Here is a 17,647-nt window from a genome sequence, read left to right on the forward strand (position 1 = left end):
TTATTGTACCATTTTATCCTATGGATTATACCACTAAACCCAGTTACTATCAAGTCGGTGGGAGTTTGACAAATAACGCTCCCAATTATGTGAAGCGGCAAGCAGACGACGATTTATATAACGGATTGAAGGCGGGGGAATTTTGCTATGTTTTGAATTCCCGGCAAATGGGCAAATCTAGCTTGCAGGTGCGGACAATTCAGCGGCTGAGAAATGAAGGAATTGCTTGTGCTGCGATCGACATTTCGGAAATTGGCAACCGCGGCGTCACTCCCGAACAGTGGTATGCTGGTTTACTCCGCATTCTCGAAAATAACTTTAACCTGTCGGATATTGTCAACGTGCGGACTTGGTGGCGCGATCGCAATTTTTTAACCCCGGTTCAAAGATTGAGCGAATTCATCGAAACCGTACTCTTACCCAACATTTCCAGCAATATTGTCATTTTTATTGACGAAATCGACAGCATTCTCGCCCTAGATTTTCCCGCTGATGATTTTTTAGCGTTAATTCGATCGTGCTACAACAAGCGCGCCAACAATTCAGAGTTCGATCGCCTAACTTGGGCCCTTTTAGGCGTAGCATCGCCGACGGATTTGTGCCGCGAGCAAAATGCCACCAGCAATACCCCTTTTAATATTGGCAAGGCGATCGAATTAACTGGTTTTGACGAAACAGAAGCTCAACCGCTAGCAGCGGGGTTGGCAGAGCTGACAGACAGTTATCAGGAAGTTTTGAGAGAAGTATTGTATTGGACTGGCGGGCAACCTTTTTTGACTCAAAAGCTGTGCAAACTCTTGCTGGAAAATGCAGATTTAATCCCGGATTTACCCCCCCCAGCCCCCCCTTGCCAAGGGGGGGAGTCAGAGCGAGTCAATAATCCTCAAGAATGGGTTGAAAAGGTAGTACGCTTGAAAATAGTGAAGAATTGGGAATCTCAGGATGTTCCAGAACATTTGTCCACAATTCGCGATCGGCTTTTCAAAGAAAACCAGCGGATTGTCAGGAGACTAGGATTATATCAGCAAATTTTAGAACAAGCTGAAATTGTCCCCGATGGTAGTGCCGAACAAATGGAGTTGCGATTAAGCGGATTAATCGTTAAGCGCGGGGAAAAATTAACAATTTCTAATCCTATTTATCAAGCTGTATTTAACAAAGAATTAATTGAAGAAAAATTAGAAAAACTCTCGCCTTACTCGGAAGCGATCAAAGTCTGGCTAAATTCTAGCTGTGAAGATGATTCCCAACTGTTGCGAGGGGATGATTTGCAGTCAGCATTAGTTTGGGCGGCAGGAAAAAGTTTAAGAAACGAAGATTTTCAGTTTTTGACTGCCAGCCAGAAAGTTATTTTGAGCGACCAAAATCAACTGCTGCGTTCAGCTACACTCGAAACCAAAAAAGCTGTATGTGATGCCGAAAAAGCTTTGAGTGAAGCTGACTCTGCCAAACAAAAAGCCAAACAGTGGATCGGCATCGGTTCTGCGGTACTGGCAGCATCGTTACTGGCGGCGATCGGCTTTTCAACTCTTGCTTACCAGCGGTTTAAATTAGCACAAGCAAGTATTGAAATCGAACAAAATGGCAGCGATGCTTTATTGTTAGCGGTATCTCAAAAAACAGAAAACACCGAAGCTTTATCAGAAGCTTTACTGAGGGCGATCGCCTCCGGTAAGAAATTAAAAACCTTGGTTAAAAACAAACACAAGCTAGAACAATACCCGGCAACTAGACCTCTGTTAGCTTTACAAATAATTCTTGATAAAATTAGCGAAACACAGGAGAGAAAAGCCTCATCACTTCCCAAAACCAAGAGAAATTGGCAAGCTCATAAAGGTGCCGTTACCAGCGTCACTTTTAGCCAAACTCGGCAGACTTTAGCAACCGCAGGAATAGACGATCAAGTTCGGATGTGGAACTTTTCCGGGCAAAAAATTGCTGAATGGAAAGCTTTCCAGCAGTCAGTTAATATGGTAAACTTTAGCCCGAATGGTAAATTTTTAGCGACCGCCGGAAGGGACAGCACAGTTAAAATCTGGAATTTATCAGGTAAAAATATTGCTACTTTGAAAGGAATTAAAGGCTCTGTTACCAGCATCAGTTTTAGTCCCGAAGGAAAGTTATTAGCGGCGGCAGGGATAGACAGCTATGCTGCAATTTGGGATTTGTCTAAACTGCCACAATTAGTATCGTCTAGCCTGAAACTCCCAGGTCACAACGGCTTAGTGAGAAGCGTAAATTTTAGCCCAAAGGGCGATTTCATGGCGACTTTAGATGGCAAATCTACAGTGCGACTTTGGAATTTGTCGGGCAAGCTGAAAAAAACACTGCCTATTCAGGCAATTGGGATCAGTTTCACTCCGGCTCAACACCAGTATCGCTTTGCTACAGTAACATTAAATGGCAAAGTTGGGCTGTGGAATCTGTCAGAAAAAGAATTAGTCAAGGAATTTCAAACCTTGCATTTTGATGCGAAATCAATTAGTTTTAGTCCCGACGGAGAACGGCTTGCTACAGTGGGAATTGACAAGACAGTGCGACTGTGGAATTTAGCAGGGCGGCAGGTTGCTCAATTTGAGTTCGAGGAGAATGTTGTTAGTGTCAGTTGGAGTGGAGACGGAAAGCAAATTGCTGTAGCTGGAAGCAACGGCACTGTCTGGCTGAGGCAGGTTGAAGGGTTAGAAGAATTGCTGAAGCAAAGCTGCAATTTTTTCACCACTCAACCGAAGTATTTTACCAGAGTTTCAACTATCTGCAAGTAGGGACACGGCCATGCCCATTAGTGTCAACTTAAGCTGTCAGCCCGCCAAGTCCGTTAGTCATCCATCAAGTCCGCTAGGGGTTGAAACCCCTGTCTAATAGCGAAAGTCCTCTCAAAGAGGACTGAAGAGAAGAATCTCCACTCATTAGTCCTCTTTTAGAGGACTTTAGCTTTGAGGCAGGGGTTTCAACCCCTGCCTATTGGTTGTACCTTAAGTTGACACCTATGGGCATTGCCATGTCCTACCCGTAGCTAATGAGTTATGATTATCAATTTACTTTAACAGGCGAAACACTTACATTAGGATTTGTAACTCTTTTTAAGAGTTCTTGTCGGGCTTGTTCGGGATTTTGACCTTTTGGTACTTGATATAATAATCTACAGGAACCGTCTTGAGGATTAGCTGCACAAATAATTAGTTGACCTGTGGACGATGCACCTGCTGTGACAATATTCTCCCAGCTTCCTTGCGGTTGCGAGTTGTTGAGAATTCCTGAGACTCTGGTACACCGAGTAATCGCATCTTCTCCTGATTCATTGAAATAGTTATCAGCTAGCCACAAAATAACGGGAATATTTTTGCCTTGTTGGACAGCAATTGTAGCGGGGCGGCCGCCAGCAGCGCCGCAGAAAAATGAAGGCGCTTGGGCAAAGGCGGGACTGTTTGCTAAAATCGGAGCAGCAAGGGCAATAATTGACGCGCTAAAAGCTGACTTTAAGAGCCGAAATTTCATGAGCAGTAATAAGCTTTTTCATTTAAGGTTACTAATAGTCTAAAAAGTTAAACTGTTTGTTGCCGGGAAGATTAGGCATTTAGAGAAAAAAATAAAATTTATTTGGCAAATTTTTGCCTTCGCACACACTGGCCTCATCTAAGCCAAAACTCAGGGAAAAATGCTCGCTGACAAACACCAAAGGCAGAAAGTAGATGCAGCCCTAGGGGGCGCAGGCGCCAAGGTATAGGGTAAAAGAATGGTTTTTCAGCGTTTTTTGCGCTCGCCTCGCTCTTCCCGATCCCGCCCCACCTAAAGTGGAACCTGTGTTACCATCGGGAAAAATATTCTCTTTAATAATCAACAATGGGCAATGTTCTGGTGCTGAACGCCTCCTACGAACCCCTTAACATCACCAATTGGCGAAGGGCGGTAGTTTTGTTGCTGAAAGGTAAAGCAGAACAGGTAGAACACAACGGGAAATTTATTGCGCCAAACTTCCCGCTACCAACTGTGATCCGACTCAGGCATTACGTCCGAGTTCCCTATAAGGATATTCCGCTAACCCGCCGGAACATCTTGCACCGGGACGCACACTCTTGTCAATACTGTAGTTATACGGGGGACGATTTAACCCTCGATCACGTAATTCCCCGATCGCGCGGAGGAGGCGACAGTTGGGAAAACCTCGTCACCGCCTGCGTGCGCTGCAATGTCAATAAAGGTAGCCGCACGCCGAAAGAAGCGGGAATGCCGCTGCGCTATCCGCCTCGGAAACCTCACAGCGGTCTTTATTTTGAAGTGACTAAACACGTTAAGAGCGGTATGCACAAAGAATGGCAAAAATATGTAATAGGCCTTTAAAACCCCTGTCAGCGCAAGCGCGGGGGTTTTTTGCGGGAGTTATTAGTTCTGAGATTGCTTCGTTCCTGGCAACACACACTCTCTGCATGAATTAAAAAAGTAAAGAGAGAATTTACGCTCTTAAATCAGGTTTCTCGTAATAAGTATGGGCTTTGACAACGAGGCATCTACAAAGAAACCGGGTTTAAGAGCGAATGTCGTGCCAATCCTGAATAGTTAAGTTGTTAATTTTTAATGATGAAAGACCATTCCCCTAACAATTCCGATGAAACATCCGGCAACCGCGAAGGTGAACTTGAGGCCAGCAGCGAGGTTGTCGCCGAAGTGAGTGCGCCTGCGAAACGGCGCAGCAAAGCCGAAGTTGCTTCCGAAGAGAATCGCGGCCGTCTCCGCGAGGAATTGCACGATCGCAAAGTCGAGCAATTGCGCCAAATGTTCGATCGGCACAAAGGCACTCGCCAATTAATATTGCTGCAAGATTTTCCAGATCCCGACGCACTTTCCAGCGCTTGGACTTACAAATTAATCGCCGAACAATACGATATCCTCTGCGAGATTATCTACGCCGGCGCCCTCAGCCACCAAGAAAATATTGCCTTAGTTAAATTGACAGGGTTGCCGTTGCAGCGCTGGACGGTGGAAACCGTAAAAACTAAGGATTTGTCGGTGTTTCAGGGCTGCGCTTTCATTGACAACCAAGGGACTACTTGTAACTTAACCCAGTATATTTTAGCGGCTGGAGTTCCGATCGCCGCCGTCATCGACCACCACAATTTGCAGGGGGAAATGAACGCAGAATTTACCGATTTGCGCCCTCAAATCCGCGCTACAGCCACGATTTTTGCCGAGTATTTACAGTCTGGACTCCTAAGTCTCGACGCCAGCGTCAGTCTCCACATCAAGTGTGCTACAGCTTTGATGCACGGTTTGCGATCGGATACGATCGCCCTCAGACAAGCTCAGGAGGAGGACTTTTTAGCGGCTGCTTATTTGAGCAGGTTTTACGACCCGCAGTTGCTGAATGCGGTGTTACAGTCGTCTCGTTCTAAGTGGGTGATGGATGCGATCGAGCGATCGCTCAAACACCGCACCGTCCAGAACAATTTTTCGATCGCTGGCATCGGCTACCTCCGCTATGACGATCGGGATTCTATTCCCCAAGCGGCGGACTTTTTAGTAACAGAGGAGAACGTACATACAGCCGTTGTTTACGCAATTGTTCACGACAAAGATGAGGAGATTGAAGTAGTAATTGGCTCGCTGCGAACTAATAAACTTACTCTCGACCCCGACGAATTCATTAAAGAAGCCTTCGGTCAAGATGCTCAAGGACGCTTTTTTGGTGGCGGCCGAAGTCAAGCTGGAGGTTTTGAAATTCCCGTGGGATTTCTTTCTGGCGGGAATGAGAACAGCGATTATGCAAGGCTAAAATGGGAAGTATTCGACGATCAGATCAAGCAAAAGTTGCTGCATTTAATTAGCCCTAAAGACAATCCTGTTTACGATCATTAACTCTGGGGTTTCTAGGTGCGGTCTTGATTCCAGCAACAGTCGGGGAATGCGATCTTGGGGTTCTGCTTCCGGTTGCTACGAGGTTTTGCCGCGTTTTTTTCTCATTCCGGGCAAAATCTCAACTTGACAATCAATCATCGACGCACTCCCACTCTAATCAACCGGGTTTTTTATACTTTTATTGAGGGTTTGAACGAAGTAAGAAGGTTAAACAACCCGGTTGATTCTTCCAGGAGTAACAATAATAAATTTTATCCCTATTGGCAAAAATTACAAACCCAAAAAACCGTTTTTTCAACTATTGTATAGGGAGGCAAAGAACGAAGTATTTTGGTAAAACAACCAAGTTTCGGGGCAAATTTAGTTTTATTTATTTTACTAAAATTCCTAACATATTTTTGAATTTTTAACAATTATACAGGGCTAGGTTTTTGATATTTTCCTATAAATTACCTAAATAAATCACCATGTATTATAGTTGGTGCAGGAGATTTTCGCTAACTTATTATAAAAAAGCGCCGTACAATAAGCCACATATAGCCATCCTAAATCCTTGGTAAATTTCTTACTCCCTCCCCTTGATAAGGGGAGGGTTGGGGTGGGGTAAAAAATTTACGACTCCTGCAAGGATTACTAAGCTGTTGTGCATTTAAATTGTATATTTCGAGTCCCGCTCAAAAATCGTCAAATCCTCTCCCCCTCTCCTCTTCTCCCCCTCTCCCTCTCTAATACCATAGGCAATCTAGATGCAACACAGCTTATAGACAGGGAAAAAATTAAATTCTTGGCTAAATCACATAAAAAATAAAATTTGTACACTTTTATTTTTTTTAATTTAACATAAAGTGTTGGTTTCGTTCCTCAATCAATCAAACAAGCAGTTGCTACGACCTAAAACAAATTATTATTATTATTATATTTATTTGTCGCGGGTTAGAATAGTATAAAAATGCTTGACAAAAAAAGGAACACCGAGATGTCTACAAAACAGACTTTCTCTTGGTCGTTAGAGAAAATCATAGAAAAAATTTCAGAAATTGCACTTCAAATCAACGAGGTCGGTGATCTGGAGACAATTTTGCAATGTGCGGTAAAAGAAACCAGGGTGCTGCTGCAAGCCGATCGCGTGATTATTTATCGCTTCCTACCAAAAGGAAATGGTGTAGTATTGGCTGAATCGGTTGATGCCCAGTGGCCGCGAATCCTAGGAAAACAGATTTACGAGCCTTGCTTGGAAGCTACCTGGGTAGAGCGTTACAGCCAGGGACAAACGAGCAGCATTTCTGATATTCACAGCGGTTATCTTCAAGCTTGTCATGTCGAATTGCTCGATCGCATCCAGGCTCAGGCAAATTTAGTTGTGCCAATCTTGCTAGATGGCAAACAGCAGCAATCTCCAAAGCTTTGGGGACTGTTGATTGCTCATCAATGCCAAAGTCCGCGTCAGTGGGAACCTCTCGACGTTCAGATCGTGCAACACGTTGCAGTGCAGCTTGGGTTGAGAATGCGGCACTTGGAATCTCACCGCCCGGTGCTGGCGCCAAATCAACCGCCAGAACTCGAAACAGAACCGAATAAAACTGCGATTAATACAGAAAGCGCGCCAAGAGTCAATCATCAAAATTGCCTGCAACCAGACTTTGCCTATTCCCCTAGCGGAGATATTTTTCACCTCAGTGCCTTTGACTTGTTGCAAAACCCGATCTGGATATTTGATATTGAAAACTTGCAAATGCGATGGGCAAACCAGACATCTTTACACCTGTGGAATGCTTCGACGCAGCAGCAGCTCATAAGTCGCAACTTTAGCGATATGTCAGAGTCTACTCGGATTCGCTTGCAGAGCAATCTACAGCAGTTTGAGCAAGGCAAAACCTTGTCCGAGCAGTGGACGTTTTATCCGGGCGGTGAGCCTGTTTCTGTCGGCTGTCGGTGCTCTGGCATCAGGATTGACAGCGGGCGTTTGGCAATGCTGGTAGAGGGGATGGTTGAAACTACCGATCAGATTGAGCAGGAAACCTTGCGATCGATCGAGGCACTCCGACACACCACGCTGATGGTTTCGCTGTACACCCTCGAAGGTGTGCCGCTGCTGCAAAACCCGGCGGCCTTGCGCTGTTATGGGGATATGCAGCCGCCTCACTCTGCGACAGACAATGCTTTTGTGAGCCGCTTTGTTGACTCTCAGGTAGGAGAGCGAGCAATGGCAGTTCTTAAGTCCGGTGAGGTCTTTAGTGTTGAGGCTCAAGTTATTACTTTGGCGGGAATTCGCTGGCATGGGATGGACGTGCGGTGTACCGACGACCCGGTAACAGGCAACCCGATGTTGCTCGTGAACGAAAAGGACATTACCGACCGCCAGCAGACAGAAACAGCCCTGCAAAAGAGTCAAACCAGGTTGTCAGAAGCTCAGCGGGTTGCCCACATCGGTAACTGGGAATGGGACGTGATTACGGGTAAAATTACCTGGTCTCCCGAACTCTTCAAGATTTTAGGACGATCCAGGGCCCTAGGCGAACCTACCTATGAAGAAAACCTGCGGCTTTACCATCCCGAAAGTGCCAAACAGCTACACCTGGTAGTTCAACGAGCGCTCACTCACGGGCAGCCTTATCTATTGCGCCTCAGAATCGTGCGCGCGAATGGTTCTATCCGCCATACCGAAGCCAGAGGACAGGCCCAACTCAATGCAGAGGGAAAAGTCATTCGGTTGTTTGGTACATCCCAAGACATTACGGATCTTGTCGAGGCAGAAACAGAACTCAGAGAATTGAGTACAGCTCTTGCTAATGCCGTTGAGGGTATCTCGCGGCTGGATATTTTCGGACGGTATATCACAATTAATCAAGCCTACGCGAATATAGCAGGTTATCAGCCTGAAGAAATGGTTGGTATGAATTGGCAGAAAACAGTTCATCCCGACGACTGCGACAGGATGATGGCGGCTTATCAAAAAATGCTAGCCTGCGGCCGAGTGGAGGTTGAGGCCCGTGGTATCAGGAAAGATGGCTCGATATTTTACAAGCAGGTGGTGATGTTGGCAGCCTACGACTCGCAGGAGCGATCGATCGGGCATCACTGCTTTATGAAGGATATCAGCGATCGCAAGCAAGCAGAAGCAGCATTGCAACAAGAGTTCGAGCGTCTGGCTGTGGTGATTGCCACCCAACAGGAAATCGCCACCCCCAATCCTAACCTGGATGCAGTGATGGCGGTGATTACCGATCGAACTCAAAAATCGATCGGTGCCGATGGGGCCGTGATTGAAATGCTGGAAGGGGATGAGTTGGTGTATCGGGCAGCCAGCGGTATCGCCAGCGCCTATGTTGGATTACGGATCAAAGTAGGGACAAGTTTATCGGGAAAATGTATTGCGACCGGCAAAATCATGCTTTGCGATGATTCACAAACCGATGCACGGGTGGATCAGTCTGCCTGTGGGCGCATTGGTATCCGGTCACTGGTGGTTGTTCCCTTGTTCTATCAGGACGATCGGGTTGGGGTCTTAAAAGTTGTTTCAGCTACACCCTGTGCCTTTACAGAGTCAGATATTCATACCTTACAACTGATGGCGGGGTTTTTGGCGGGTAGCCTGCATCTGGCTTCAGAGTTTGATGCCAAAAACATTCTCCTGAGTCAATTACTCGAAAGCGAGGAACGGTATCGTTCTGTGATTGCGAGCATGACAGAAGGCGTCGTACTTCAGCTAGCAAACGGACAAATTACTACCTGTAATGCTAGTGCCGAAAGGATTATAGGGCTGACCCCCGAACAAATGATGGGGCGCACATCCGTAGATTTAGACTGGCGAACCGTTCAGGAAGATGGCTCTCCGTTCCCTTGCCAACAGCATCCAGCAATCATCACAGGGCGAACGGGACAACCGCTATCAAATGTGGTGATGGGCATTCACAAATCGGATAAAACGCTGACTTGGATTTCGATGAATTCTCAACCGCTGTTCCATCTTAATCAGTCTCAACCCTATGCAGTAGTGACGACTTTTGCTGATATTACAGAACGCAAGCGGGCCGAGGAGATGCTCAGACAACGGGCGGAACAAGAAAGATTAATTGCTACGACAGATGGGTTAACACAAGTAGCAAACCGCCGCTGTTTTGATGAGCGATTGCAGTCGGAATGGCACCGACTGATGCAGGGGAAACAACAGCTTTCGTTGATAATGTTGGATGTAGATTATTTCAAGCGATATAACGATTGCTACGGACATCAAGCTGGGGATACTTGTTTGGTGCAAGTGGCGAAAGCCGCAGCAGCCTCGGTTAAACGTTCTACCGATTTGTTTGTGCGCTATGGGGGCGAAGAATTTGCTGCTATCCTGCCGAGTACGGATGCTGCAGGGGCGATCGCGGTTGCTGAGTCGATCCGAGAGGCAATCCGAGATTTGGCAATCCCTCACGAGCAATCTGATGTTAGCTCGATCGTGACTGTGAGCATGGGAATTGCTAGCATGGTTCCCTGCTGCGAAAAATCGCCGAATGAACTGCTCCTGGCATCCGATCGAGCATTATATGATGCGAAACGACAAGGGCGCGATCGTTACACAAGCGCCAACCAGATGACGGCGCCAGAGCTTAATCCAGTTGTAGAATAGGCAAAATATGTCGATCGCGCCAAACTTCACCCATAAGTTTCGTAGGTGTAAGCCGGGGCGTAGCCATCGCACAGCTATCAAAAGGACAGCGACAGTGCATTTATATCTGATCCGCCACGGTATCGCCGCGGCACCCGAAGAATATGATACAGACTCAGAACGCCCGCTGACTAAAGAGGGCGATCGTAAAACCAGGAAAATCGCCCAGCGGCTGTACGAACTCGAAATTCAGTTTGACTTGATTCTCACCAGTCCCCTACTGCGCGCGCAGCAAACCGCCCAAATCCTGCAAACAGTGGGTCTGAGTTCCCAAATAGAAGAATCCGCCGCCCTCGCACCTTCAGGAGACATCGGGAACTGGCTGGAGTGGTACAAACAATGGCAGGACATCGGTAGCGGCAGCTTGGCCCTGGTGGGCCACCAACCAGACTTAGGCCACTGGGCAGAAACTTTGCTTTGGGCTCGATCGCAAGATGCCCTGATTCTCAAAAAAGCAGGTATCATCGGCTTAATTCTCCCGGAGACCGGCTCCCCAGTGGGCCGCAGCCAAATGTTTTGGCTAACTGCGCCCAAGTTTTTGCTGAACTAGAAACAGCGAACCGCCCCGACATTAACAGGAGGCGCCAGCCCTCTTAAACCCGCATTGTGGGACGGGGAAACCGGGAAAAAGGGGCGACAATACGCAGGGGTGCGATCGGGCCCGCGTGTTGAAAAACCCGGTTTCCCAAGCGCAATTAAATGATAATCTGTCAAGACTGTGACACTATCTTGGTTTCTGGTAATGTACTTTTAGTAGATTGAACTCACACAAAACGGTATCGCAATGGTCGTCGGCGAATTCAAACCAGGTTTAGAAGGTGTTCCCGCCACCTTGTCCAGCATTAGCTACGTCGATGGACAAAAAGGGTTGCTGGAATATCGCGGGATTAGCATCGAGGAACTGGCGCTGAAAAGTTCCTTTCTCGAAACTTCATATTTATTAATCTGGGGGGTACTTCCGACAAAGGAAGAACTAGAAGCTTTCGAGCATGAAATTCGCTATCACCGCCGGATCAAATATCGCATCCGGGACATGATGAAATGCTTTCCAGAAAGAGGACATCCCATGGACGCCCTGCAAGCTTCAGCGGCCGCCCTGGGCTTGTTCTACTCCCGCAGAGCTCTGGCTAACCCGGCATACATTCGAGAAGCTGTAGTGCGACTGCTAGCTAAGATTCCCACAATGGTAGCAGCGTTCCAGCAAATGCGACGGGGAAATGACCCGGTGCGGCCGAGGGATGACTTGAACTACTCGGCTAACTTTCTTTATATGCTCAACGAGCAAGAACCCGATCCGCTGTTAGCTAGCATTTTTGACACTTGTCTGACTCTCCACGCTGAACATACAATTAATGCCTCTACATTTTCGGCAATGGTAACAGCTTCGACGCTGACAGACCCTTACGGAGTGATTGCTTCAGCAGTTGGCACTTTGGCGGGGCCGCTGCACGGGGGAGCTAATGAAGAAGTGATTGATATGTTGGAGCAAATTGGTTCGGTAGAAAACGTGCGGCCTTTTGTCGAGAAGTGCGTTGCAAATAAGGACAAAATCATGGGTTTCGGTCACCGAGTTTACAAGGTGAAAGATCCGAGAGCAACTATTCTTCAGAGGTTAGCGGAACAGTTGTTTGAGAACTTCGGCCGCGATGATTATTACGACATTGCTGTCAAGTTGGAAGAAGTGGTTGAAGAGAAATTGGGTCACAAAGGAATTTATGCAAATGTAGATTTCTATTCTGGTCTGGTTTACCGAAAAATGGGAATTCCGCTGGACTTATTTACACCAGTTTTTGCGATCGCCCGTGTTGCTGGCTGGTTGGCCCACTGGAAGGAACAGCTAGAGGCAAACCGCATTTACCGCCCGACTCAAATATATACCGGGAGTCACGGTGCTCCTTATATCGCGATCGAGGACAGACTCCCCTCCTAAAGCACAATTATCAAGGGCGATGGTAAATGGCGAGAGAAATTGTTTTGCTTTCGTGAAGTGTTGAATTAAAAATTGCTTTCGCCTTCCGAGTCACGAAGCAATCTCTGTCTGCCACAATCTGCCGTGCTGGGTTACACCCCTCTTGTATGTTGTGGTGTGGGTTGGCGACAATAGTAAGAAGTGACGATTTTCAGGAACTCCGGTCCTCAGACCCGCGGGTCTGAGGTTTTTTATTGCAATATCAATATCAACCACGCCAGTAACACGCTACATTACTGGGCCTGTAATATCATGTCCGATCGATTGACCATAATATCCCGGTCGGGCGGGTTTTTGAGATTGTCAATTATTGGCCGATATGGGCAGGTTTACCCGCCCCTACCTGATTTCGGGTAATCGACCGGACATGATATAAGGGGGGCGAGGCGCACCGTACTTTTATTCCTCCGAATCTACCTGCTTAACTTCCTCCAAAGTTAGCCCCAGCAACTCTGCTATTTGCTCGTCTTTCAAGCCGAATTGGCGTAACTTACCAACCATTTCAATCTTGGCTTGATACTGGTCTCGCTGAAAGTCAGGAGTCGCAGGCCGGCTTTTATTTGGGGTAGGAGTGGGGCGATCGGAGCAAATATTGATGTAACCCATAATGTTGCTAATATTGTTATCGCCAAAACTAATATTGAGATTTCCTTTCCGTTCTAAAACCGATTTAAGATTGTGTTTATCAACGGGTTCATCAAACACATCTGATAACATTTGCAAAAGTTCGTAACCTCTATCCTTAACGTGACCTTCCGAAAGACGATAACTATCGGCAATCTCAGCATACTTTTGTCGATTCAGAGTTCCCTCGATAATTCCACGCTGTAAATCATTGAGGCGTTTACCTGTCTTATCGTAGACAACTTGATCTACAAATTCGAGTACCTCGCGAATATCCATTATCAAGGCTGTGAGAAACTTCGATTATTATATCCGACTTTAACCGCCTCGATCCGTCTTTTTCCGACTTATAACTCAAAGGTTAGAAAGATCCGTCTTTTCCCGCTTTTCAGCTTAGGGGCGATCGCTATAGTATGTGGAGGAGTGATAAAGATGAGCTTGACATAAAGCGGTAGCTGTAAGCAAAAGGCTATTCGAGAGAATTCTCAAAGCGCTGACGCTGATCGGTTCTAAGAAAAAAGCTGTAGGCTGAGCACTCAATACACTAGAAAAGCTCAAGGAACCAAGTGTTATGGTCAGACTTAAACTTCTGCGTGTGGCGACTTCCCTTTCTGCTGTCGTAATTCCGTTTTTGCCTTTGGGTTACAGCGGTGCGATCGCTCAAGAGTATCCGGGCTGTTTCTGGACAGATCCCAAAACGGGCAACCACATATCCCTTGAGCCACTATGTGAGAGAGGACGGATAGACGATGCTATAAAGGCAATAGAACGAAATCAGAACCCCTTAATTGCTAACTTAAGAGTATCCTCAGACTTAAAAAAAGGAATAGAAAATTGGGCTCTCATTGAAGGTAAAATCACGAACCGCAGCAGTAGACCGATTAAGATTGGTACCCCAAATATTCAGATCGGTAAAGGCAATACAATTCTATACACGCATCTGGTGAGAATCAATCAAACGTTACAGCCTGGTCAATCAGTTGGTATCAACGAATCGATTCTTAAAAGTTGGTTAGGAGTAAGTTTGATGGGTGGACTGGAAGTTAAAATTGAGGATTGGGACTCTAGCGACTAAGGGGAATTAAAATCTATCCTCTTTATTTCATAAATCGCCCGACCCGAAAGGATAAAAAGCTTAAAAAGGCGCTCAATATACTTACATACACCCATCAATTTAATCATGAATTTTCTCTACCAAGTTATCACCATCGTGGCAATTCCACTCACAATAGGTATAATCCCTAATGCTGCGTCTAGCCATGCTCCCATAGTTATTATATCTCAAGCGAGTTCCACAGACTTCTATACAAGGGGTGACGACTTTTTTAATAACAAAGACTATAAAGGAGCAATTGAAGCCTACACCCAAGCTATCAAAATCAATCCTAATTTTGCTGAAGCACACCAAAGCCGATGTTTGTCACGACTTCTGATCGGGGACTATCCTGCTGCACTTGGAGACTGCAATAATGCCATCCGCATTCGACCGAATTATGCTGATGCTTACCGCATTCGGGGTACTGTTCGTCTTAACTTAAAAGATATTAGAGCAACAGTTGCCGACTGGCAAACAGCAGCCAACCTTTATAATGCTCAAGGAGATAGAGAAAACTTTGAATACATGATGAATCGCCTCAAAAACGTTCAGCAAGAACTTCAGCGGATACAGCAGCGATGACTGGGAATTTTAACCTTTGAAAAAAATATAAAGAGCAACGTTACCTGTGGCCGCTAGCCAGTATTATTGATGCCCAACCGCACAAAATTAGCGGGCGATCGTACTCAAGCGTTTTTTTGGGTATTGTAGGTGAGAGGCAATATTTATCATGGCAAAAACCCGGTTTCTACCTTGATTTGAGAGGACGGGCGATCGAGCTCAAGAAACCGGGTTGTTGATCGCGATCTAAAGGTGAGATAGTTTGTGGCAAATTTGGCAAGGAGCGATCTGTTTTTATGCCTTTACGCCACGGTGAGCGATCGGTTTTGTCCCCTGGTACGCCAGGGGTTGAAAACCCCTGTCTCATAGCGAAAGTCGGTTGAAACCGACTGGAAAAAAACATTAAAATACTTGTAAAAAATGTATTTTTCAGTCCTCTTTTAGAGGACTTTCGCTATGAGACGGGGGTTTTTAACCCCCGGCGGGCTTGTGGGTTGGCGTACAGATTTTGACTTGTTTTGACAAGAAGCGGTTTCAACCGCCGAATCTACACAGATTGAGCTACATGATGGCGGCTGGTCAACTTATCCAATTGATTCACCAACAAACTTAAGAACAATCCCACATCGGTAACAACTCCAATAGACTCGATCGAACCCCGATCGCTCAATTTCGTCACCACCGCCGGATTAATGTCCACACAGACCATCTTCACACCCGCCGGCGTCATATTTCCCACACCAATTGAGTGCAGCATAGACGACAGCATTAACACCATATCTGCACCCCGTAACAGCTCAGTATATTCTTCTTGAGCCTTAACTAAATCCATTTGTGTGTCAGGAAGTGGCCCGTCATCGCGGATCGAACCGGCAAGAGAGAACGGTATATTATGCTTCACGCACTCGTACATCACACCGTTAGTAACCAAGCCTGCTTCAACAGCTTTTGCAATACTCCCGTAACGCCGCACAGCGTTAATTATTTTCAAGTGGTGCCTGTGTCCGCCACGCACAGCAACACCGCGTTTCATGTCAACCCCTAAAGAGGTTCCCATATTCGATTGTTCCATGTCGTGAACTGCGATCGCATTTCCGCCTAACAGCGCTTGCACGTAACCTTCGCGAATCAAATGCGCTAAATGTTCGCCACCGCCGGTGTGAATAACAACAGGCCCTGCGGTAACTACAACTTTGCCACCGCGATCGCGAATTTGGCGCAATTCCCACGCTACTTGTTCCACCACCAATTCTACGCGGCGCTCGCTAGAAACGCTGCCCGACATAAAGCTGAATTCTTGAGAATTGCGCTGTTCCCGTGATTCTGTTTTGCGGATGGTGCGGATGCCGACCACATCAACAACGACTTTTTCTCCTACTTTCAAGTCGCGCAATAATTTGCATTTAGCCACTGGGCCATCAGCGGTTTCAGTAATAGCAACAGCACCATCCATCCGCTGATTTTGCGCTTTCACCCACTGACCATTTACCCGCACTTCTGTGGGATAAATTGTACTCACATAAAAGTCGTCCGGGCCGACACCATCTTGGACTACGGGTTCTAAAATAGCGTCGCAAATCTCTTGTGGTGGCGGCACTGCACCCAAGTCAATCAGCATTCCCATCATTTCTTCCATCACATCGTGGGAAGGAGCCGAAACTTTAACGTCTGCAGATGATGTGCTTTGCCGCTGCTCTCCTAGATTGAAATTGAGCACTTGGAAACTGCCACCGAGATCGACAATTAAGTCTAAAGCGCGACTGATTAAACCAGCATCCAGCAAGTGACCTTCCATGCGAATTGTGCGGCTTTCTACCATCACATTTGCCGATCGATCTTCTTGGACAGGTTCCGTTACCCGTAGCGTCAAACACTTACAGGCGCCGCCCGCTTTCAGAAATTCGCTCATCGGCGTTTCAATGACTTGAAAACCGGCCTGAGTAATGCGCGTTTTCAAGGCTTCGCTAACCTTGTTCATTACCACAATTTTGTCAATATTGACGGCATTGCAGGCAAAATTTGCGGCATCGGCTTCTTCAATAGCAATGCGTTTTTCCGGCGCAACTCGCATTTCGATTAAGCGGTTGGAATACGAGTCAAATGCTGCTGGATAGTAGAGCAAATATCCGCCTGTCAGAGGACAAAAACAGGTATCTAGGTGATAAAAACGTTCGTCAACTAAACGCAGGGAAAGCACTTCTATGTTGAGCCATTTTGCTAGTAACGGGTGCGAGTCGAGCTCGGAACGGAAGCCGTATCCGGCCCACAACCAGCGTCCTTCGCGATCGAGTAAAGCATCGCCAGCGCCCTCAAACGGCAAGTCTTTGGGGAGTTCGTGCACGGTGAAACCTTTGCTTTCAAACCATGCTTTGAAATAGGGTTCTTCGCCTTGGCGTTCTTTGTGATAGAAACGGCTGAGGACGAAGGTATTGCCTAAAAGTAAGCCGGCGTTGGCGGTGAAAACCATATCCGGCCAGCCTTTTTCGGGCGGTACGAGGTCTACCACGGCGTTTTCTTTGAGGACGTGGTAAAGTTTTTCCCACTGTTCGACGGCGCGATCGCGCGATGATTTGTGGACATTTCCCTCCATCCACGGATTAATCACGTAATCCACATCGTAGTGGTCGGGAGCACACATGAGGAAGCGAATTGAGTCAGTCATAATTCAGTTAAAATGTGGTAGACGCTACAGCAGACGTATGTTGACAGAGTTTGTATAATAGCAACTGTAATATTGACTACTAATTTTAGCAGCGCAACGTCTGGAGCCTCAAAAGGCTAACTCTTTATTATATCATGTTTAATATGAGATTACACTAAGGAATGAGAATTAAATAACTTCCACTCTTGAAAGTGGGATGGGCGTCCCGCCCGTCCAAAAAGGACGGGCGGG

12 protein-coding genes are annotated in these 17,647 nt (G+C 46.6%); 8 read left to right on the forward strand and 4 right to left on the reverse strand.

Annotated features, from left to right (window positions below):
* Positions 1-20: 20 nt before the first annotated feature.
* On the forward strand, positions 21-2,762 hold the full coding sequence (locus QUB24_RS10590; RefSeq protein WP_333153132.1) for an AAA-like domain-containing protein: 2,742 nt from the start codon (positions 21-23) through the stop codon (positions 2,760-2,762).
* A 268-nt stretch (positions 2,763-3,030) separates the two neighbouring features.
* Here the strand turns inward: QUB24_RS10590 and QUB24_RS10595 are convergent, their stop codons facing one another.
* Positions 3,031-3,495: a COP23 domain-containing protein gene (locus tag QUB24_RS10595; protein WP_333153134.1), complete on the reverse strand. Its 465-nt coding sequence runs from the start codon at positions 3,493-3,495 to the stop codon at positions 3,031-3,033.
* Positions 3,496-3,840: 345 nt separating this feature from the next.
* On the opposite strand from QUB24_RS10595, the gene QUB24_RS10600 reads away from it, so the two are divergent.
* The 5 genes from QUB24_RS10600 (at position 3,841) to QUB24_RS10620 (ending at position 12,434) form a co-directional block, all read left to right on the forward strand.
* On the forward strand, positions 3,841-4,338 hold the full coding sequence (locus tag QUB24_RS10600; protein ID WP_190659271.1) for an HNH endonuclease: 498 nt from the start codon (positions 3,841-3,843) through the stop codon (positions 4,336-4,338).
* Positions 4,339-4,572: 234 nt separating this feature from the next.
* The gene (locus tag QUB24_RS10605; RefSeq protein WP_333153135.1) at positions 4,573-5,850 is read left to right on the forward strand and encodes a bifunctional oligoribonuclease/PAP phosphatase NrnA; all 1,278 of its coding nucleotides are present in this window, start codon (positions 4,573-4,575) and stop codon (positions 5,848-5,850) included.
* Between the two features lie 976 nt (positions 5,851-6,826).
* On the forward strand, positions 6,827-10,465 hold the full coding sequence (locus QUB24_RS10610) for a diguanylate cyclase domain-containing protein (RefSeq protein WP_333153136.1): 3,639 nt from the start codon (positions 6,827-6,829) through the stop codon (positions 10,463-10,465).
* Between the two features lie 94 nt (positions 10,466-10,559).
* On the forward strand, positions 10,560-11,054 hold the full coding sequence (gene sixA / locus QUB24_RS10615; RefSeq protein WP_333153137.1) for a phosphohistidine phosphatase SixA: 495 nt from the start codon (positions 10,560-10,562) through the stop codon (positions 11,052-11,054).
* A gap of 234 nt (positions 11,055-11,288) precedes the next feature.
* On the forward strand, positions 11,289-12,434 hold the full coding sequence (locus tag QUB24_RS10620) for a citrate synthase (protein ID WP_333054608.1): 1,146 nt from the start codon (positions 11,289-11,291) through the stop codon (positions 12,432-12,434).
* Between the two features lie 438 nt (positions 12,435-12,872).
* Here the strand turns inward: QUB24_RS10620 and QUB24_RS10625 are convergent, their stop codons facing one another.
* Complete coding sequence (locus tag QUB24_RS10625) at positions 12,873-13,376, reverse strand: hypothetical protein (protein ID WP_333054607.1); 504 nt, start codon at positions 13,374-13,376, stop codon at positions 12,873-12,875.
* A gap of 292 nt (positions 13,377-13,668) precedes the next feature.
* Between QUB24_RS10625 and QUB24_RS10630 the strand changes: the two genes are divergently transcribed.
* The gene (locus QUB24_RS10630) at positions 13,669-14,172 is read left to right on the forward strand and encodes a hypothetical protein (protein ID WP_333153138.1); all 504 of its coding nucleotides are present in this window, start codon (positions 13,669-13,671) and stop codon (positions 14,170-14,172) included.
* A gap of 105 nt (positions 14,173-14,277) precedes the next feature.
* Positions 14,278-14,775, forward strand: coding sequence for a tetratricopeptide repeat protein (locus tag QUB24_RS10635; RefSeq protein ID WP_333153139.1), 498 nt, complete (start codon positions 14,278-14,280; stop codon positions 14,773-14,775).
* 166 nt (positions 14,776-14,941) lie between these two features.
* Here the strand turns inward: QUB24_RS10635 and QUB24_RS10640 are convergent, their stop codons facing one another.
* Together QUB24_RS10640 and argZ are read right to left on the reverse strand one after the other, a co-directional pair.
* Entirely contained in the window at positions 14,942-15,121 is a 180-nt protein-coding gene (locus tag QUB24_RS10640) for a hypothetical protein (RefSeq protein WP_333153140.1), read from the reverse strand.
* 180 nt (positions 15,122-15,301) lie between these two features.
* On the reverse strand, positions 15,302-17,416 hold the full coding sequence (gene argZ / locus QUB24_RS10645) for a bifunctional arginine dihydrolase/ornithine cyclodeaminase (RefSeq protein WP_333153142.1): 2,115 nt from the start codon (positions 17,414-17,416) through the stop codon (positions 15,302-15,304).
* Positions 17,417-17,647 lie beyond the last annotated feature (231 nt).

The organism is Microcoleus sp. B9-D4, from assembly GCF_036705105.1.
Lineage (GTDB): Bacteria > Cyanobacteriota > Cyanobacteriia > Cyanobacteriales > Microcoleaceae > Microcoleus.

What these genes read in the sequence shown, in the direction of transcription:
- QUB24_RS10590 (WP_333153132.1), top strand. Translation starts at nt 21, where the DNA reads ATGGATTATACCACTAAACCCAGTTACTATCAAGTCGGTGGGAGTTTG.
- QUB24_RS10595 (WP_333153134.1), bottom strand. Translation starts at nt 3,495, where the DNA reads ATGAAATTTCGGCTCTTAAAGTCAGCTTTTAGCGCGTCAATTATTGCC.
- QUB24_RS10600 (WP_190659271.1), top strand. Translation starts at nt 3,841, where the DNA reads ATGGGCAATGTTCTGGTGCTGAACGCCTCCTACGAACCCCTTAACATC.
- QUB24_RS10605 (WP_333153135.1), top strand. Translation starts at nt 4,573, where the DNA reads ATGATGAAAGACCATTCCCCTAACAATTCCGATGAAACATCCGGCAAC.
- QUB24_RS10610 (WP_333153136.1), top strand. Translation starts at nt 6,827, where the DNA reads ATGTCTACAAAACAGACTTTCTCTTGGTCGTTAGAGAAAATCATAGAA.
- QUB24_RS10620 (WP_333054608.1), top strand. Translation starts at nt 11,289, where the DNA reads ATGGTCGTCGGCGAATTCAAACCAGGTTTAGAAGGTGTTCCCGCCACC.
- QUB24_RS10625 (WP_333054607.1), bottom strand. Translation starts at nt 13,376, where the DNA reads ATGGATATTCGCGAGGTACTCGAATTTGTAGATCAAGTTGTCTACGAT.
- QUB24_RS10630 (WP_333153138.1), top strand. Translation starts at nt 13,669, where the DNA reads ATGGTCAGACTTAAACTTCTGCGTGTGGCGACTTCCCTTTCTGCTGTC.
- QUB24_RS10635 (WP_333153139.1), top strand. Translation starts at nt 14,278, where the DNA reads ATGAATTTTCTCTACCAAGTTATCACCATCGTGGCAATTCCACTCACA.
- QUB24_RS10640 (WP_333153140.1), bottom strand. Translation starts at nt 15,121, where the DNA reads ATGAGACAGGGGTTTTCAACCCCTGGCGTACCAGGGGACAAAACCGAT.
- argZ (WP_333153142.1), bottom strand. Translation starts at nt 17,416, where the DNA reads ATGACTGACTCAATTCGCTTCCTCATGTGTGCTCCCGACCACTACGAT.